The 17,606-nt window shown below is 72.6% G+C and carries 17 protein-coding genes; 6 read left to right on the forward strand and 11 right to left on the reverse strand.

Going from position 1 to position 17,606, the window contains the following annotated elements; translation table 11 throughout:
* Positions 1 to 163: 163 nt before the first annotated feature.
* From ACZ48Z_RS34285 to ACZ48Z_RS34310, 6 genes are all read right to left on the reverse strand, one after another.
* On the reverse strand, positions 164 to 1,504 hold the full coding sequence (locus ACZ48Z_RS34285; RefSeq protein ID WP_468739805.1) for a hypothetical protein: 1,341 nt from the start codon (positions 1,502 to 1,504) through the stop codon (positions 164 to 166).
* A 94-nt stretch (positions 1,505 to 1,598) separates the two neighbouring features.
* Positions 1,599 to 2,027, reverse strand: coding sequence for an OsmC family peroxiredoxin (locus tag ACZ48Z_RS34290; RefSeq protein ID WP_356106123.1), 429 nt, complete (start codon positions 2,025 to 2,027; stop codon positions 1,599 to 1,601).
* Positions 2,028 to 2,090: 63 nt separating this feature from the next.
* Positions 2,091 to 3,821 carry a vWA domain-containing protein gene (locus ACZ48Z_RS34295; protein WP_468739924.1) on the reverse strand — a complete coding sequence of 577 codons (1,731 nt, stop codon included), beginning with the start codon at positions 3,819 to 3,821 and terminating at the stop codon, positions 2,091 to 2,093.
* A 59-nt stretch (positions 3,822 to 3,880) separates the two neighbouring features.
* Complete coding sequence (locus ACZ48Z_RS34300) at positions 3,881 to 4,942, reverse strand: ATP-binding protein (protein ID WP_468739806.1); 1,062 nt, start codon at positions 4,940 to 4,942, stop codon at positions 3,881 to 3,883.
* Positions 4,943 to 5,119: 177 nt separating this feature from the next.
* Positions 5,120 to 7,204 (reverse strand): phage holin family protein, encoded by a 2,085-nt coding sequence (locus ACZ48Z_RS34305; protein ID WP_468739807.1) that lies wholly within the window; start codon positions 7,202 to 7,204, stop codon positions 5,120 to 5,122.
* A gap of 91 nt (positions 7,205 to 7,295) precedes the next feature.
* Positions 7,296 to 7,697 (reverse strand): hypothetical protein, encoded by a 402-nt coding sequence (locus ACZ48Z_RS34310; protein ID WP_468739808.1) that lies wholly within the window; start codon positions 7,695 to 7,697, stop codon positions 7,296 to 7,298.
* A gap of 83 nt (positions 7,698 to 7,780) precedes the next feature.
* Between ACZ48Z_RS34310 and ACZ48Z_RS34315 the strand changes: the two genes are divergently transcribed.
* Both ACZ48Z_RS34315 and ACZ48Z_RS34320 read left to right on the forward strand, forming a co-directional pair.
* Positions 7,781 to 8,554 carry an MBL fold metallo-hydrolase gene (locus tag ACZ48Z_RS34315; protein WP_468739809.1) on the forward strand — a complete coding sequence of 258 codons (774 nt, stop codon included), beginning with the start codon at positions 7,781 to 7,783 and terminating at the stop codon, positions 8,552 to 8,554.
* On the forward strand, positions 8,551 to 9,165 hold the full coding sequence (locus tag ACZ48Z_RS34320) for a DedA family protein (protein ID WP_468739810.1): 615 nt from the start codon (positions 8,551 to 8,553) through the stop codon (positions 9,163 to 9,165). The genes ACZ48Z_RS34315 and ACZ48Z_RS34320 overlap by 4 nt, the downstream gene beginning before the upstream one ends.
* Positions 9,166 to 9,169: 4 nt before the next feature.
* Here the strand turns inward: ACZ48Z_RS34320 and ACZ48Z_RS34325 are convergent, their stop codons facing one another.
* The 4 genes from ACZ48Z_RS34325 to ACZ48Z_RS34340 form a co-directional block, all read right to left on the reverse strand.
* Positions 9,170 to 10,231, reverse strand: coding sequence for an MBL fold metallo-hydrolase (locus tag ACZ48Z_RS34325; protein WP_468739811.1), 1,062 nt, complete (start codon positions 10,229 to 10,231; stop codon positions 9,170 to 9,172).
* On the reverse strand, positions 10,228 to 11,472 hold the full coding sequence (locus ACZ48Z_RS34330) for an aminotransferase class I/II-fold pyridoxal phosphate-dependent enzyme (protein ID WP_468739812.1): 1,245 nt from the start codon (positions 11,470 to 11,472) through the stop codon (positions 10,228 to 10,230). The genes ACZ48Z_RS34325 and ACZ48Z_RS34330 overlap by 4 nt, the downstream gene beginning before the upstream one ends.
* 185 nt (positions 11,473 to 11,657) lie before the next feature.
* Positions 11,658 to 12,326 carry a hypothetical protein gene (locus ACZ48Z_RS34335; protein ID WP_468739813.1) on the reverse strand — a complete coding sequence of 223 codons (669 nt, stop codon included), beginning with the start codon at positions 12,324 to 12,326 and terminating at the stop codon, positions 11,658 to 11,660.
* 233 nt (positions 12,327 to 12,559) lie between these two features.
* Positions 12,560 to 13,357, reverse strand: coding sequence for an RNA polymerase sigma factor SigF (locus ACZ48Z_RS34340; protein ID WP_468739814.1), 798 nt, complete (start codon positions 13,355 to 13,357; stop codon positions 12,560 to 12,562).
* Between the two features lie 248 nt (positions 13,358 to 13,605).
* On the opposite strand from ACZ48Z_RS34340, the gene ACZ48Z_RS34345 reads away from it, so the two are divergent.
* The 4 genes from ACZ48Z_RS34345 to ACZ48Z_RS34360 all read left to right on the forward strand — a co-directional run bounded on the left by ACZ48Z_RS34345 (position 13,606) and on the right by ACZ48Z_RS34360 (position 17,105).
* A complete protein-coding gene (locus tag ACZ48Z_RS34345) occupies positions 13,606 to 15,402 on the forward strand; it encodes a thiamine pyrophosphate-requiring protein (RefSeq protein WP_468739815.1) in 1,797 nt (598 codons plus the stop codon).
* A 261-nt stretch (positions 15,403 to 15,663) separates the two neighbouring features.
* Positions 15,664 to 16,050: a DUF2795 domain-containing protein gene (locus ACZ48Z_RS34350; protein WP_468739816.1), complete on the forward strand. Its 387-nt coding sequence runs from the start codon at positions 15,664 to 15,666 to the stop codon at positions 16,048 to 16,050.
* The gene (locus ACZ48Z_RS34355; RefSeq protein WP_468739817.1) at positions 16,047 to 16,481 is read left to right on the forward strand and encodes a CBS domain-containing protein; all 435 of its coding nucleotides are present in this window, start codon (positions 16,047 to 16,049) and stop codon (positions 16,479 to 16,481) included. The genes ACZ48Z_RS34350 and ACZ48Z_RS34355 overlap by 4 nt, the downstream gene beginning before the upstream one ends.
* Positions 16,482 to 16,559: 78 nt before the next feature.
* Positions 16,560 to 17,105 (forward strand): type 1 glutamine amidotransferase domain-containing protein, encoded by a 546-nt coding sequence (locus ACZ48Z_RS34360; RefSeq protein WP_468739818.1) that lies wholly within the window; start codon positions 16,560 to 16,562, stop codon positions 17,103 to 17,105.
* Between the two features lie 96 nt (positions 17,106 to 17,201).
* On the opposite strand, the gene ACZ48Z_RS34365 is transcribed toward ACZ48Z_RS34360, so the two are convergent.
* The gene (locus ACZ48Z_RS34365; RefSeq protein WP_468739819.1) at positions 17,202 to 17,480 is read right to left on the reverse strand and encodes a DUF6158 family protein; all 279 of its coding nucleotides are present in this window, start codon (positions 17,478 to 17,480) and stop codon (positions 17,202 to 17,204) included.
* Positions 17,481 to 17,606: the final 126 nt, after the last annotated feature.

Here is a 17,606-nt window from a genome sequence, read left to right on the forward strand (position 1 = left end):
GCCTTCCCGCACTCCAGCACAAAACTTGAGTGCGCTCTTGTCAATGGTGCGAGTGGCCCCGCTCAGGGGGACGAGTACCCCCACGGGCGCTCCTCGTGCGGTTTCCCACACACGCCGTCCACCGGTGGGCGCATACGGCGGGGCACGGTCCCTCCTGCGGAGGTCAGCTTCCGGCCGGTGGGCGCTGGGCGGGGATCGGCGCGGGCGGGGTCAGCAGGGGCCCGGAGCGTCTGCCGGTCCGGATGATCCGGACGTAGCCGATCGCGGCGAGCACGAGGAAGGGAACCCAGGCCAGGAGGTACGCCGGGAGGTACCGCGGGTCGAAGATGGAGCGGTGGTCGTTCACGGTCGTGGCGTTGACGCCGAAGAACGCCAGCAGCAGGGTCGGCGGCAGGGCGATCAGGGTGGCGATCGCGACCAGCACGGACACCGTGCGGTCCCTGCGGTCGTCGCGCTCGGAGAGTTCGGCGTCCAGGGCCGCCGAGCGGGCGCTGATCACCGAGGTGAGCCGCTGCACCATGCGGGCCGAGTTGGCCAGGCTGTCCCGGATGCCGAGCGCGTCGCGCAGGGAGGACTGGAAGGCCTCCATGACCGTCTCCGGGATCAGCAGGCCGTCCACGTACGCCTCCACGCCGAAGGCCAGGTCGAGCTGGAGTTCGTTGACCCCGGTGGACAGCTGTGAGATCAGCGACCGGATCTCGTACGGCGAGCTGGTGGACGCCTGTTCGTTCGCCCGCATCGTCTCGAAGGCGGCCAGCCGGGTGCGCTGCAGGACGGCCAGCGCGGAGATCATGCCGACGGCCACCAGAATCAGACCGTTCTCCACGTGTTCGGCCCACCCGGCGTGCACGGAGACCCCGCGGTCGTGCGCGGAGAGCGTGCTGCCGTGGTCGCGCAGATGGGGCGGTTCGGTCGTGGCCGTCCGGCCGCGGTGCAGGATCTCGTTCAGCATGAGGGAGCGCTGCACGGCGTCGGAGTTCAGCAGGTCGTCGCGCAACTCACCGCCCGGGAAGACGAGTTGGTGCACGTTCTGGCCGAAGGCGAGGGGGTCGGACGGGACGGGCCGCAGCCCGAGCGCGGTGAGCAGCGGACGGTCCCCGAGCATGATCCGGTCCCGGTCGAAGCAGGTGGCCGCGAGCCACTCGGCGAGGGCGGCGGCCGGGGTCGGTCCGGCGAATTCGCAGTCCAGGGCGAGGGTGATGTCGCCGCGCGGGGTGGCGAGGACGGCGATCTCGACCGACGCCGGTTCCAGACCCCGGTAGCCGTGCGGCAACCGCAGTTCCCCGGGCCGCACCGTCTCGACCAGCACCGGTACCGGCAGCACCGCCTCGCTGGATGTGAGGTGCAGGGCGAAGCGGCCGAAGTCGAACCGGTCCACGAGGCTGCCCAGCGAGGGGCGGTCCGCCTCCAGGCTGCCGGTGAGGCTGAACAGCACCAGGACACGGGTGAGTTCGCGGGTGCCGGTGTCGAGTACCGCCGTACCGCTGGATGTTCCCGCACTCATCGTGTTGCCTCCCACACCGACGACTTCACACCCGGGACCGGCGGTGCGCAGCCCCCTTCGCAAGGGAGCTGCGCACCGTCCGGGACGGGCCGCCTCAGGCGAGCTTCGCGTCCAGGGTGATCGGTACGGACTTCAGGGCCTGGCTGACCGGGCAGTTGGCCTTGGCGTCGTCCGCGGCGGCGGCGAAGCCCTCCTCGTCCAGGCCCGGCACGGTGCCCTCGACGGTGAGGTGGATGCCGGTGATGCCCTCACCCGGCTGGAAGGAGACGTCGGCCGACGTGACGAGCTTGGTGGGCGGGGTGCCGGCGCCGTTCAGGGCGTGCGAGAGCGCCATGGAGAAGCAGCTGGAGTGCGCGGCGGCGATCAGCTCCTCGGGGCTGGTCTTGCCGTTGGCGTCCTGGGAACGCGAGGCCCAGGTGACCGGCTGTGCCTCGATGGCACCGGAGGAGTCGAAGTTGACGACACCGCTCCCCTCGAGGAGGTTGCCTTCCCAGACGGTGTGTGCGGAGCGCGTGGTGGCCACGATCAGTCCTTTCCTGTGGTCCCGCTGACGGGGGTTACGGGATCCATCCGATCACACTACGGCTCAGCTGACCCTGAAGACCGGCCCGCGTGCGGTGAACGGCAGCCTGGCGCCCTGCGGGATCAGATAGGCGTGCTCGCGTCGCACCCTCAGCACGTCGCACCAGCCGTCGGTGATCACCAGTACGGGCGCGCTCGCGGGGAAGTCGTCGGCGCGGTGCAGCAGGTCGATGCCGGGCTGCAGGACGGTGCCGCCGCGGCCGTGCACCCGGACCCGCTCGGCGATCTCGGTGACGGGCAGATAGCCGGCGTCGTGCGGGGCCGCGTCGCAGAACACGACCCGGGCGGCCGGTACGTCCCGGGCCCCGGCGTACGAGGCGATCGCGCCGAGTGCCTTGCCCAGCAGGGTGCGGTTCATCGAGCCGGAGGTGTCCAGGACCACGCCGAACGTGCAGCGGGCGATCTCCTCGGGCGGGAAGTACCGGCCCGCGCGCGGGATGCCGGGGGTGGAGGACTGACGGCGCGAGGGACGGGCGTAGGTCCTGACGGGCTGCGGGCTGGGCACGAACTCGTCGAACCAGCGGGCCAGTCGGGCGTCCCAGGGCAGGGGCGGATGGCTGAGCGCGCGGATCTCCTCGACCAGGCCGCCGGGCAGGAAGCCGCGCTCCTGCTGCCGGTGCAGGTCGAGGCCCTGGGCGAGGCCCCTGCGGTAGAACTCGTCGAGGTCGACGTAGTCGCGGGGCGAGCCGAGCGGGCCGCCGAGGATGTCGCCGACACCCTTGCCGCGCAGGGTGGCCAGGCGGCGCCCCCGGCGCAGGTCGCCGGCGATACGGTCGTACACCTCCTCGGAGGAGAGTCCGGCGAGCTCGGGGTCGTACAGCAGGCCCTCGGGCATGAGGCCGATCTGCATCTCGTTCAGCCAGCCGTTGATGACGTAGTCGCAGGCGATGTTGAAGAGGTAGGGGTCGCGGGTGCCGCAGCGGTCGCCGTGGCGCAGGGCGGCGTGCAGCATCTCGTGGGCGAGGATGAACCGCCATTCCTCGTCGTCGAAGCGGCGCAGCGGGTTGATGTAGATCTCCGCGGCCTCGGCGTTGACGGCGGCGATCGCGATGCCGTGGGCGCGGGCGAGTTCGGCGTCGGCGACCACCTTGATGCCGGCCGCGATGCCCCCGAGCAGCGGGTAGGAGGAGACGAACCAGCTCAGGGCCTTCTGCCAGGGACGCCGCTGCGGCGCCTCGCCGTCGAGGGAGTCCCGTCGGCCGCCCGCCATGTCCATCGCCGCGGACACGGTCCGGGTCAGTGCGGTGGCGAACGCCAGCTGCCAGTCGGGGGGTTGGGACCAGCTGACCCAGCTCAGCAGCAGCTGGTCCGGTTCGCCGCCGGCCGTACCGCAGTGTTCGTGGACGGGCGGGATGCCGTCGCGCCGCCAGCGGGCGGCGAGTTGCTCCTCGTCGCCGTCGGGGTAGGAGGCGGGCAGGTGCTCGGGGGCCCTGCCGACGGGGAAGCCGAGCAGGAAGCGGTTGACGACCAGACAGCGGGCGGCGAGGTCGAAGCGGTCGGGCTGGACGCGTTCGCCCTTCACCGCCGGGACATGTCCGAAGCCCAGGTGGAGGACGGCGTGGGCGAGCGCCCAGGCCCAGGCGGCGGGCTCGGCCAGCCGGTCGGGGTGGACGTGCAGGTCGCCGTCGGAGTCGACGACCACGAGTCCGTCGCGGGGCGCGAACCGGCACTCCTCCCGGCGGCAGACGTCGAACTCGACGGCCGCGAGGGCGGGGTTGGCCCGCATCAGCTTCATGCCCTCGGCGAACGCCTCGCCCGCGAGGTCCCGCTTCTTCTTCTTTTCGGGGCTTCGGCTCACCGCCGCGCCTCCACCAGCCGGGGCATGTCACGGGCCGCCTCGACGAGGAACCACGAGGGCAGGACGGGGTTGCCCTCGGCGTCGGAGGCGATGACGGTCTGGGCCACCTCGACGGAGATCTCGGCGAGTTGGACGAGCAGCGACTTGGCGCGGTACGCGGTCTGCCTGCCGTTCGCCGACATGTGCTCCTTGCTGACCGGGAGTTCCTTGATCAGACGGCCGCGGAAGGACTCGGCGAGGTAGTAGAGCAGGTCGCGGTCCTCCAGGCGTCCCGGCCAGCGGGTGTCGCCCTTGATGATGGCCTCGATGCCGAACTGCCCGCGCACGATCTTGACGTATCCGCAGAAGGCGGTCGCGTGTGCCGGCGTCAGCGTGCCGTGCGCGAGGACCTTCAGGGTGTCCTCGTCGAGGTCCCGGCCGAAGGAGTGCAGCGCGTCGGAGAGCATGTGCCAGGAGCGGGGCGTGGAGAAGGGCTCCTCGGTCTTCGGCGGCTTGGACCACAGGTGGTCGGGCCGGTCGGTGAGGTGGTCGAGGATCCACGGGTGGATGCCGTTCTCGCCGGCCCAGATCAGCCAGTCCTTGGCGGATGCCTCCAGGTGGACATGGGTGAGCCGGTTGACGAGGGCGGAGGCGATGGGCCGGGCCAGCGCGTTGTCGGTGGCGCGGTTGCCTGCGCCGATGACGATGGAGCCCTTGGGGAGTTCGTAGTCCCCGATACGGCGGTCCAGGATGAGCGAGTAGAACGCCTTCTGCACATCCGGCGTGGCCGCGTTCAGCTCGTCCAGGAACAGGCAGTACGGCTCGTCGCGGGCAATCGACTCCGGCGGGCAGAACACCGACCGTCCGTCCCGGATCTGCGGCACCCCGATGAGGTCCTCGGGGGCCAGCTGGGTACCGATCAGGCTCACGCACTCCAGGCCCAGCGAGGCGGCGAACTCCCTGACGAGGGACGACTTCCCGATACCGGGGGCGCCCCACACGAAGACGGGCCGCACGGTCGCGAGGCCGAGGAGGAGGTCGGGGATCCGGGAGGGCGTGACGGTGACGGCAGCCTGCAAAGCGGAGACTCCAGGGACTGTTCGAGAAGGGGCAACTCGAACAGTGTGTGCGTGGCTGCGAGTAACCGCAGCTGATTTATTCAGGCCCGGGTACCCGCTTTTGGGGGCGCGGGGCTGTATCGATGTGCGGCTCCGCCGCGGGGCGCGACAAGCCCCCACCGCCCCGCAGCCAAACAACTACGCAGCCTTCTCCTCGGCCTTCTCCACCGGCACTTGAGGCCCCCCGGCCTCGTCGAGCCACCCCCGCAGCACCTGGTGCACCTGCTCGGCTCCGGCGATGTCCTCAGGCGGCTCGGACAGGCCGAGCGGCGACAGCAGGAAAGGTTTCCCCTGCGCTCCCCCCAGCCCGCCGTGCGACCCGATCTGCTCCTCGAACGCGAGCACTTCGCCCTCGGCCGGGTCATACCACGAGTTGACCATGATGTCGGCGGTGTGCGGGAAGGAGTGCGTGCGGCGCACGGCCTCGGCCGCGCCGGGCCCGAAGTCGGCCAACGGTCCCGGATTCTCGTCCAGTTGATCCAGCGGGATCTCCGTGCCGAACGGTCCGAGGACCACCCCGCCGTGCTTCTCGCTGCGCACGAGCAGGAACCCGATGCCGGGGTGGTTGGCGAGGGTGGTCAGCAGGGCCGGGTGCCGCGCGTCGATCTCCTCCTTGGTCATCCGGTGATGCACGTCGGGGAAGGAGACCAGCCCGAGGTTGCCGGAGGCGAGCACGATCGGCTCGGAGCCACGGGCGGGCCGGAACTCCTCGCGGCTCTCCTTGCCCGGCCGGCGCAGCGCCGCCCGCACCGCGGCGCGGGCCTCGGCGCCGCTGTGGGTGCGCTCGGCCCTGCGCGGCACGGGCAGCCCGCAGCCGGCCCGGACCAGGTCGCCGAGGGTGAGTCCGTAGCGGGTGCGGAAGGTCTCGCCCGGGCTCTGGCCGTGGTCGGAGAGGACGACGATCCGGTACGGACGCGGGGCGTGCTCGGCGACGTTCTCGATCAGCGCGAGGGAACGGTCCAGGCTCTCCAGGACCTTCGCGGCGTCACGGCCGGTCGGCCCGGAGTGGTGGGCGACCTCGTCGTAGGCCACGAGGTCGGCGTAGACCGCCGTACGCCCGGCGAGCATGTCGCCCATCACGGCGGTGACCACGACGTCCCGCTCCACGACGGTCGCGAAGGCGCGGACGAGCGGGTACAGGCCGCCGCGGCCCACCCGCGGGCGCTCCTTGCGGGCCCGGGCGCGGGTCGACTGGCCGATCTCCCGGCCGACCTCGGCGAAGAAGGACAGGGCGGTGCGGACGGCGTTGGCGGGGTCGGAGAAGTAGGCGAAGTAACCCGCCCTGGAGCGGGTCTCGCGGCTGCGGCGGCGGGCGGCGATGGACAGGACGAGTGCCTGCTCCTCGGCGCCGCCGGAGAAGAGGTTGCCGCGGCTGGCGCCGTCGACGGTGAGCAGTCCGCCGTGTCCCGCCTGCTCCACGGCCCGGCGCTGGAGCTCGACGGCACTGGTCGGGCGGTTGCAGACCATCACCTCGCCGCGGTCCTTCTCGTACCAGCGGAAGGCGGGGACGTCGTGGTTGCTGCCGTGCAGGATGCCGAGCTGGCTGGCGCCGGTCTGGCTGGACCAGTCGGTGCGCCAGGAGGTGAGCCGGTGGGTGGGGCGCGCGCGCCGGCCGGGGGCGTCGGCGCGGCCCGTCCAGCGGGCGACGGTGGGCATCAGTCCCCCGGCGACGGCGGCCAGCAGGACGTCGTGGCCGACGCCGTCGAGCTGGATGAAGACCGTGCCGGGGGTGGCCGGACCCACCGGGCGGCGCCTGCGGCGGCGGTCGGCGAGGCGGTAGAGGCGGCGCCGGTAGGCGTCGTCGTCGCGCACGGCGAGGGCACCGCCGGTCGCGGAGGCGACGGCGGACATCACGGCGGCGACCACGACCGCGGTCTCGGGGGCGGCGTCACCGCGCTCGGCGGGGTTCAGCCGCAGGGCGAGCAGCAGCAGCGCCCCGTTGAGGAAGAAGACGAGGAGGCCGAGCACCAGGGTCGGCACCAGCAGGAACAGCCGCACGAGCAGCGGCCAGACCACCGCCGACAGCACGCCGAAGGCACCGGCGCCGAACGCGGCGGTCACGGCGATCCGGGTCGCGCTGTCACCGGTCGGGGACTGGAGGCGGAAGTCCGGCAGGATCCCGGCCAGGACGAGCATCGTGAGCGTCGAGACGGCCCACACCGTGACGCTGCGCCCGACCTGACTGGCCACCCGCCGCCAATGCCCTGCAAGCACGCGCCGCACACCTCACGTCCCGGCCCGTCGTCGGTGCGGGCGCTGGGCCCAGCGTGTCACACGGGTCGGACAGGCAGCTCCCGGTGAAGGAGCGCGGGGCTCAGCGCCCGTCGTACCCCGCCGTCGGCATCGAGAGTCTGCGGTGCACCCGGGCCTTCATCTGGGCGTCGTACAGGGGCTCCGCGAAGCCGACCGTCTCCACCCGCACCCCTCGCCGGGCGCACTCGGCGGCGAACTCCTCGACCGAGGACAGGGCGCTCTCCAGGACCCGGCGGCTCGGGGCCACGAAGAGGTCGGTGCCCGCCCGCACCCCGTCCCACAGCACACAGTGGTCGGCCCGCAGCCCCCGCACCAGCAGTTCCCGTCGCACGGTGTACCCCCGCTCGGCGGCCCAGCGCGCGCACATCGCGTGCTGGCTGCGCGAGTCCACCAGGAAGGGGTCGGCGTCCAGTTCCTCAAGTGGCGTCAGACTCGCGATCGCCGTGACACGGACCGGTCCCATGGTGTCCCCCTCACCTCCGGGTTTCGCCGCCGACCCTACTCCAGCCCGTAGGCTTCGGGGAGTCGCGCGAAGGAGGCAAAGAGGTGCCGGTGGAGATCACCTGGTGGGGTCACGCGACCTGCACGGTCACCGATTCGGACGTACGTGTGCTCACCGACCCCCTGTTCGCCCGCCGGCTCGCGCATCTGCGCCGGCGCCGCGGGGCGGTGCCACCGCCCGGAGCCTGGCGTGCGGACATCGCGCTCGTCTCCCATCTGCACGCCGACCACCTGCACGTTCCCTCGCTGGCGCGGCTCGATCCGGGCACGCGCCTGCTCGTGCCCCGGGGCGCACCACGCCAGGTGCCGGGGCTGCGCCGGCTCACTCACCTGCGGGTGGAGGAGGTGGCGCCCGGCGACGAGCGGCGCGTCGGCGACCTGCTGATCCGTGCGGTGGCCGCCCGGCACGACGGACGGCGCCTGCCGGTCGGGCCGCACCGCTCCCCCGCGCTCGGTTTCGTCGTCGAGGGCTCGGCGCGCACGTACTTCGCCGGGGACACCGGGCTGTTCGACGACATGGCCAAGGAGGTCGGGCCGGTCGACGTGGCGCTGCTGCCGGTCGGCGGATGGGGGCCGCATCTCGGCGAGGGGCACCTGGACGCGGGGCGCGCGGCCCAGGCGCTGGCGCAGCTCGCGCCGCGCAGTGCGGTGCCGGTGCACTACGGGACGTACTGGCCGATCGGGATGGACGCGGTGCGGCCGCACGAGTTCCACGCGCCGGGTGCGGAGTTCGTGCGGCTGGCGGGCCGGATCGCGCCCGGGGTGGATGTGCACCGGCTGGAGCACGGGGAGAGCGTGCGGCTGGAGGTCGCGGGGTGAGCTGGCTCGCGGCGGCCACCACGGGGGCGACGCCGGGCGCCGCCGGACAGGCGATCGGGTATCCGACGTTGTTCCTGCTGGTGTTCCTGGGCGCGCTGGTGCCGGTGATCCCCACGGGGGCGCTGGTGAGTTCGGCCGCCGTCGTGGCTTTCCATCAGACGGCGCCCCTCGCTCTGCTGTTCGTCTTCGGCACGGCGTCGATCGCCGCGTTCCTCGGGGACATCGCCCTGTACTGGCTGGGGCGGCGCGGAATGAAGTCGAAGAACGGATCGCGGTGGCTTGAGGCCATCCGGTCCCGGGCGCCGGAGGAGCGGCTCTCCCAGGCGCAGGGGAAGCTGACCGACCACGGCGTGGCCGTTCTCGTGCTGTCCCGGCTGGTGCCGGCGGGGCGGATTCCGGTGATGCTGGCCTGTCTGATGGCCGAGTGGCCGTTGCGGCGGTTCGTCCGGGGGAACCTGCCGGCCTGTCTGGCCTGGGCCGTGACGTATCAGCTGATCGGGATTCTGGGCGGGTCGTTGTTCCGGGAGCCCTGGGAGGGTGTGTTGGCGGCGGTCGCGCTGACCGTCGCGATCAGCGCGGCGCCGACGGTGTGGAAGCGGGTGCGCTCCTAGGTCCTTACGGGCCCTCCAGGACCCGTGAGCCTCCGATGGGAAGGTCCCACAGGTCCTCGCGTGCCAGGCCCGCCTTCGCCCATGCCTCTCGCACCCTGGTGAGCGGTTCCAGGACCGGTTCCGCCGACAGCACGAACGTCGCCCAGTGCATGGGGGCCATCTTGCGGGCGCCCAGGTCCTGGGAGGCTCGCACCGCCTCCTCCGGGTCGCAGTGGACGTCGCTGAGCCACCAGCGGGGGTCGTAGGCGCCGATGGGGAGCAGGGCCAGGTCGATGCCGGGGTAGCGGTCGCCGATGCGGGAGAACCAGTGGCCGTAGCCCGTGTCGCCCGCGAAGTAGACGCGTTGGCCGTCCCGCGCCGTCAGGACCCAGCCGCCCCACAGGGTGCGACAGGTGTCCGTGAGGGAGCGCTTGGACCAGTGGTGGGCGGGGACGAAGTCGAAGCGGACGCCGCTCAGTTCGGCCGCCTCCCACCAGTCCAGTTCGGTGACCGCGGTGAAGCGGCGGCGGTGGAACCAGCGGGCCAGGCCGGCCGGGACGAACACCGGGGTGTCGCGCGGGAGTCGGCGCAGGGTCGGGGCGTCCAGGTGGTCGTAGTGGTTGTGGCTGATGACCACCGCGTCGATGCGCGGCAGGGTGCTCCAGTCGATGCCCACCGGGGTGATGCGGGCCGGGGTGCCGAGGATGCGGCGGGACCAGACCGGGTCGGTGAGGACGGTCAGGCCGCCGATCCGCACGACCCAACTGGCGTGCCCTGCCCAGGAAACGGCGATCGTGCGGCTGTCGACGGCGGGCAGCGGGCCGGGTTCGTACGGCAGTTTCGGGATGTCGGCGAGGCCTTCGGGGCCGGGGCGTACCGCGCCCTCGCGGGCGAAGCGGGCCATGGCCTTCAGACCGGGCAGGGGCGCGGTCAGACGGTCGTGGAAGGACCTCGGCCACACTCTCCGCTCCCCCAGCGGCCGTGGTTCGGCGAGGGGAGGCTGCGGCGGCGCGAAGGGGGACGGGGCCGCCGGGCCGTCGGCCACCCGGGTGGTGGTGCTGGTGGTCGACTCGGACTGCTGCGTCATCGAGGAGGCTCCCATCGCTGAGCGTCGTCGCAAAGGTCGTCGAAGACCGACTTCAAGGTGATCAACGCGCGTTGCACGTGTGGCAGTTCCAACGGCGCGGGTGAGGTGAGGCATTCCGCGCGTTCCGCGTCCGAGGTGCCGAGCAGCGGGCCGGTGGACAGCCTGACGCGCAGCGCGCCGAGGTCGTCGCCGAAGCGGTGGCCGCCGGGCGCGGGCATGCCGAGCCGGGTGGTGAGGAAGTCCTCCAGGTCCTGGGCGTCGCCGACGCCCCGCGCGGTGAGCGCGGGGCGCAGGGGACCGAGGTCGACGTAGAGGTGGCGGCCGGCCTGCGGGGGCCGGCACAGGGCGCCCGCGCCGGCGACGACGGCGTGCGCGGCGGCGGCCACCCGCGCGTGGAGGGCCACCACGGCGGCACGGTGGGCGGCGACCGGTTCGGGCTCGGTGAGCGCGTGGGCGGCGGCCGCGGCCACCGGGGCGGCGACGCGGGCGTCCAGGGCGGTCAGTACGTCCAGCACGCGGGCGCGCAGGCCGTCGCCGCTGCCGTTCGCCGGGAAGCGGGCGATGGCGGCGGGCCAGCCGGCCGGCAGCAGTCCGCCGGCCAGGTCGGTGACGACGGTGACCCGGTCGGGCAGCATCTCGGCGGGGCTGAGCAGAACGGTCTCGTGCGGGGCGTGCACGGTGTCGCGCCAGGTCTCGTCGCTGACCATGTGCAGGCCCTCGCCCGCGGCGGCCTCGACGGCCTCGTGCAGCGCCTCGGGCGGGGCGACGGTGGCGGTGGGGTCGTCGGCGACGGACAGCACCAGCAGCCGTGGGTCACCGCCTTCGGCCCGCACCCGGCGCACGGTCTCCAGCAGGGCGTACGGATCCGGGACACCACCGCACTCGGCGGGTGTCGCCACGTGGAAGACGGGCCTTCCCAGCAGGCGTGCGTACGGTGCCCACCAGGCGGCGCAGGGGCGGGGCACCAGGACGTCACCGCCGAGGGCGGCGGTCAGGGCGACCAGCAGGGAGGGGGCGCCGGGGGCGGCGGCCACGTGGTCGGGCCCGGCGGGCAGGCCGCGCCGGGCGCCGTAGCCGCAGGCGGCCTCCAGGAGCGGGGCGCCGCCGCCGACGGGTTCGGCGCGGGGGCGGGTGGCCGCGGCGGCCAGCACGGCGGTGAGGTCCGGCAGCACCGGCAGCGCGTCGTCGGGCGGTGGGGGGCCGTAGCGGACGGGGCCGTGGCCCTCCGGTTCGGTCCGCATGGTCACCTCCGTCAGCCGCTCTCAGGTGGCCCGCCGCCCGGTCCGCCGTCTCGTCCGCTCACCCTCGGTGAGGCGACGCCTGGTGAGGCGCTTCGTGCACTCCTCGCGCTCTGAGTACCCACGGTGCCACCGGCCCATGGGCGCCCGTGCGGGTTGCACCCGTCACACGGTTCCCGGGTTTCGCCTCAGACCTCCGCCTCGGGGGCCTTGCGGCGCAGCCGGTACACCGCCCCTGCCGCGGCACCCGCGATCAGCAGGCCGCCGGTGACCAGGGCGGGGACGCTGTCGCGGAAGGTGCCGCCCTGGCCGGCCCTGACGGGGCGCTGGATGACCGCGGCACCGCAGGTGTCGGTGCTCGGTTCGGTCCGCGTCGCGGTGCGCGTCTCGGTGCACGGGCGGCGTTCGCCGCTGTCGGTGGCGCTGTCGCGGGTGACGGTGAAGGTGGCGCTCCACGCCTTGCCTGCCGCGCGGTCCGCGGTGGGACAGGTGCCGTCGACGGTCCACGCGGAGTCCGGGCCGACACCGCCGGCACCGTCCTGGAGCGCCTGGTCGGCGGCGACGCGCGCGGTGCCGCTGTAGGCGGGGCCGGAGACGGCGTCGTCGTTGCCGGGCACCAGTTGCAGTCTGACGGTGGCCGTCTCGAAGGCCTTCGAGGTGGCGTCGAGGGTGGCGGGTGGCGTACCGCCGCCGGGGTCGCAGGAGACGGACACGGTGACGTTCGCGCCCGGCGTGACACTGCTCGGGCTGACTTCGGCGGCCGGGTCGGCGAAGGCGCTCGGAGCGGCGAGACCCAGGGTGACGCCGAGTGCGAAGAGGACGACGGACAGGGCCCGGAGACGGGCGGTGCGGCGCATGGGGTGGACTCCTTCGGCCGACGGCTGCGGGGCCCGTCGTCGGGCGTCGGGGATGCGACGACTGGACCGTGGGCGCGACGGTCGCACCCACGGTCATCACAGCCCCAGGGGCCCTGGTCCGCGCGCGGCCGAAGGCCATTGGCGGGACGGTGGGGGCCGAGTGGGTGATCCCGGGCGCCCGGTCGGACCGGACCGTCAGAGCCGTTCCGTCACACGGCGGCCGAACCGTTACGTCACGCGGTGGCGTCGCGCATGATCTGTTCGCGCAGTCGTCCGCAGCAGCGGTTGATCAGCCGGGACACGTGCATCTGGGAGATGCCCAGCTGCTCGGCGATCCGGCTCTGGGTCATGTCGCCGAAGAACCGCATGTAGAGGATGGCCCGCTCGCGTTCGGGCAGCGCGGCCAGCCGGGGCCTGACGGACTCGCGGTCGACGACCGTGGCCAGTGCGGGGTCGAGCGAGCCGAGAGAGTCGGCGAGCGAGTAGCCGTCCTTGCTGCCGGGCAGTTCGGCGTCGAGGGACAGAGCGGTGAAGCTCTCCAGTGCCTCCAGGCCGACCAGGACGTCCGCTTCGCTCATGGTGGCGTGTGCGGCGATCTCGGCGACGGTGGGCCTGCGGCCCGGGATGGTCTGGGCGAGGTCCTGGATGGCGGAGCGGACGCGGTTGCGCAGCTCCTGGACCCGGCGCGGCACGTGCAGGGTCCACATGTGGTCGCGGAAGTGCCGCTTGATCTCGCCGGTGATGGTGGGCACGGCGTAGCTCTCGAAGGCGTTGCCGAGTGCGGGGTCGTAGCGGTCCACGGCCTTGACCAGGCCGAGGGCCGCGACCTGGCGCAGGTCGTCGAAGCTCTCGCCCCGGTTGCGGAAGCGGCCGGCGAGCCTGCCGGCCATGGGCAGCCACGCCTCGACGATCCGTCCGCGCAGGGTGTCGCGCTCGGGTCCCGGCGGGAGTGCGGCGAGCCTGCGGAAGGCCTCGACGGTGTCGGGGGCGTCGTCGTGCGGGTGGTGCTTCGCGCTCACTGGAGTGGGCATGTGCGTCGCAACTCCCTAGATCGTGCTCTGGGTTGGACGATCGGGGTGGGAGTGCGTCTGCGAGGGGGACCGGGCAGGCGCGACCGTGGCGGCGCGGGGCCGCTCCCACGGGCGTGCCTCCGGTCCGAAGCACTGGGAGTGCGCCTGCCCCGGCGCTCCGGGGGCAAACACCGGGGAAGGTTTTCCGGGCGCGCGCAGGGTGACTCGTAGGGCTGCTGTCTGTGCCCCCCATGTCCGGAGGTCAGCCCATGAGCACCAAGGTGTCCGACCACATTCTCGAACGTTTGCGCGAATGGGGGGTGGACCATGTCTTCGGCTATCCGGGCGACGGCATCAACGGCCTGCTCGCGGCCTGGGGCCGGGCGGACAACCAGCCACGGTTCGTGCAGTCGCGGCACGAGGAGATGTCCGCGTTCGAGGCGGTCGGATACGCCAAGTTCAGCGGCCGCATCGGAGTGTGCGTGGCGACCTCGGGGCCCGGTGCGATCCACCTGCTCAACGGCCTGTACGACGCCAAGCTGGACCATGTGCCGGTGCTGGCGATCGTCGGCCAGACGCACCGCACCGCGATGGGCGGGTCGTATCAGCAGGAGGTGGACCTGCACACGCTGTTCAAGGACGTCGCCTCGGAGTTCGTGGAGACGGTGACGGTCCCCGAGCAGCTGCCGAACGTCCTGGACCGGGCGATCCGCACCGCGTACGCGCGCCGGTGTCCCACGGCGATCATCGTTCCCGGGGACGTACAGGAGCTCGACTACGCGCCGCCCACGCACGAGTTCAAGATGGTGCCGTCCAGCCTGGACCACAGCGACTGGACGTCGGCCCCGTCGCAGGAGTCCCTGGAGCGGGCCGCGGAGATCCTCAACTCCGGCGACAAGCCCGCGATCCTGATCGGTCAGGGCGCGGCCGGCGCCCGGCCCGAGGTGGAGCGGGTCGCCGAACTCCTGGGCGCGGGGGTGGCCAAGGCGCTGCTCGGCAAGGACGCCCTGAGCGACGAACTCCCGTATGTCACCGGCTCGATCGGGCTTCTCGGCACGCGGCCGTCGTACGAACTCATGCGGGACTGCGACACCCTGCTGACCATCGGCTCGTCGTTCCCGTACACCCAGTTCCTGCCGGAGTTCGGCAAGGCGCGGGGTGTGCAGATCGACATCGACCCGCACATGATCGGGATGCGGTATCCGTACGAGGTCAATCTCGTCGGCGACGCGAAGGCGACGCTTCAGCGGCTGATCCCGATGCTGGACGTGGAGCGCGGCGGGCGCGAGTGGTACGACACGGTGTGCGACAACGTCTCCCGCTGGCGTGACGTGATGGACCGGCGGGCGCAGCAGTCCGCTGACCCGATCAACCCGGAGTACGTGGCCCGCGCCCTGGATCCGCTGCTGCCGGACAACGCGATCGTCACCTCGGACTCCGGTTCCACCGCCAACTGGTACGCCCGGCACCTGACCATGCGGCCCGGCATGCGCTCCTCGCTGTCCGGCACGCTGGCGACGATGGGTCCCGGGGTGCCCTACGCGATCGGCGCGAAGTTCGCGCACCCGGACCGGCCCGCCATCGCGCTGGTCGGGGACGGGGCGATGCAGATGAACGGCATGGCCGAGCTGATCACGGCGGCCAAGTACCGGGACCTTTGGGAGGATCCGCGGCTGATCGTCGCCGTCTGGAACAACCACGACCTCAACCAGGTCACCTGGGAGATGCGGGCCATGGAGGGCGCCCCGTCGTTCCTGCCCTCGCAGCAGCTCCCGGACGTGCAGTACGCCGCGTTCGCGCGCTCCCTCGGTCTGACCGGGATCCGGGTGGAGAAGCCGGAGGACGTCGAGGCGGCCTGGCGGGCCGGGCTGGCCGCGGACGGACCCGCGGTCCTGGAGTTCCTCACCGACCCTGCCGTGCCGCCGATCCCGCCGCACGCCACCTGGGACCAGCTGGAGGCCACGGTCTCCTCGATCCTCAAGGGCGACGCGGACGCGGCGTCCATGGTCAGGCAGGGCTTCAAGGCGAAGGTGCAGGAGTTCCTGCCGGGGCGGGAGAGGAAATGACCGCTGCCGCCGGGAGGACGGCCGGTTCGGACCGGTCGTCCTGACGCGTCGGAAGCATCAGCTCCTCGTACCGGCCGAGCGCGAGGACCACGCCGAGCATGAGCAGGGGTATGAGCGCGACGAGGAACACCATCGCCTGTCCTTCCCGAGGGAGGTGCGCGGGGGGTCCGGGCCGGGTCTCCCGGCTTCGGTGACACAAACCCCGTGTCGGCCCGCGGTGCTCGGGTACGCGGTGCTGACCCGAAGATCTGGAGGGGAAACATGCAGCGAGGCAGCGACCGGCTGAGCCGCCACCGCGACGACGAGATGAAGCACGAACTCCAGGGTCTGCTCCGCTCCGGGCACCCCACCCGGAGCGAGGAGTGGAACGACCCGGAGCCGACCGCCGACGACGATCCGCAGGTCTGGGGCGGCCCCGTGACGCCCGACCGGCCCGGGGCGTCACTGGAGGGTGTCCGGCTGGAACTGGCCCGGATCCTGGGCCGCAGCTCCTTCCCCGCCACTTCCGTGGAGCTGGGGCGGACACTGCGCCGCAAGCACGCCCCCGACCCCCTCGTGGAGGCGGTGGAGGCGTTGCCGCGCAAGGAGAACTACGCCACCGTGCAGGAACTCGCGCGGGCGCTGACCCGTACGGAGGGCGCGCCGTGACGGCCGAGCTCGTACGGGACGTGATGACACCCGGTGTGGTGGCCGTCCGGCCGGACGCCTCGCTGGTCGAGGCGGCGCGGCTGATGCGCACGCAGGACATCGGCGACGTGGTGGTCGCCGACGGTCAGCGGGTGGTGGGGGTGCTCACCGACCGGGACATCACGGTCCGGGCCGTGGCCGACGGCGTCGACCCGTTGACGGTGAGCGCCCAGTCGGTGTGCACGCCGGATCCGGTGACGGTGGCCCCCGGCGACCCGGTGACCCAGGCGGCCGCGCTGATGCGGGCGCACGCCGTACGGCGGCTGCCGGTGATCGAGGACGGCATGCCGGTCGGCATGGTGAGCCTCGGGGACATCGCTGAGGCGCGGGACCCGGGTTCCGCACTCGCCGACATCAGCCGCGCAGGTCCGGAGGGCGGGGCCGCGGTATGAGCCGGGCCCGGCGGAACGGGCAACGGCCCGTGCCGGCCGTGGAAGGAAAAAGCTTTCCAGGAAAGGTCTTGATCCATCATGCGTATCGCGTTTCTGACCGCACCCGAGGGCGTCGAGCAGATCGAGCTCACCGATCCGTGGCAGGCGGCGGTGGACGCGGGGCACGAGCCCGTGCTCGTGTCGACCGAGCCGGGGAAGATCCAGGCCTTCAACCATCTCGACAAGGCGGACACGTTCCCGGTGCAGGAGGTCGTGGCCGAGACGTCCGCGGACTCCTTCGGCGCGCTGGTGCTGCCCGGCGGGGTCGCCAACCCGGACTTCCTGCGGATGGACGAGAAGGCCGTGGCGTTCGTCCGGGACTTCTTCGCCCAGGGCCGTCCGGTGGCGGCGATCTGTCACGCGCCGTGGACGCTCGTCGAGGCGGACGTCGTACGGGACCGGGTGCTCACGTCCTGGCCGAGTCTTGAGACGGACATCCGCAACGCCGGCGGCACCTGGGTGGACGAACAGGTGAAGGTCTGCGACCACGGGAACAACAAGCTGGTCACCAGCCGCAAGCCGGACGACCTCAAGGCGTTCTGCCGGACCTTCCTCGACGTGTTCGCCCAGGAGGCGGCCGCCTGACGGGATCAGGCCCCGCGAGAACCACTCGGTGACCTGCTGATCACGCGATCGGCAGGTCACCTTTCGCTTTCGCCGGGGATCGGTGGCCGGTCCCGGTCAGCACGTCGGTGTGGCCGACTCCCCCGGCCTCCGCTCCCGCGCGCCCTCCCGGGTGCGGCCCGCGGCCACCGTACGGCGCGGGTTGCGGCGCAGGTACTCGCCCTCCAGCCGTGCCATGCGCTCGTTGTGGGCACTGAGCGCGTCGTTCGAGCCATGGAGCAGTGTCTCGTGCCGGGTGCGGTGGATCGTCTCCAGCTCTTTCATCAGCTGCGCGTCGTCCAACCGGCCGGGGTCGACTCCGGTCGTCGTGGTGTCCCGCTCGTCGTGTTCGTTCATGCGCTCCGGGTACCCGCCCGGCACGCATTACCGCACTGCCCCCGAGCGGTATCCGGGAGGGAAGCAATGGATCTCGCTCTTCTGCACCCCCTCCACGAACATCCGGGCCCCTGGACGGGCCCGGTG

Source organism: Streptomyces sp. NPDC031225 (assembly GCF_055570355.1).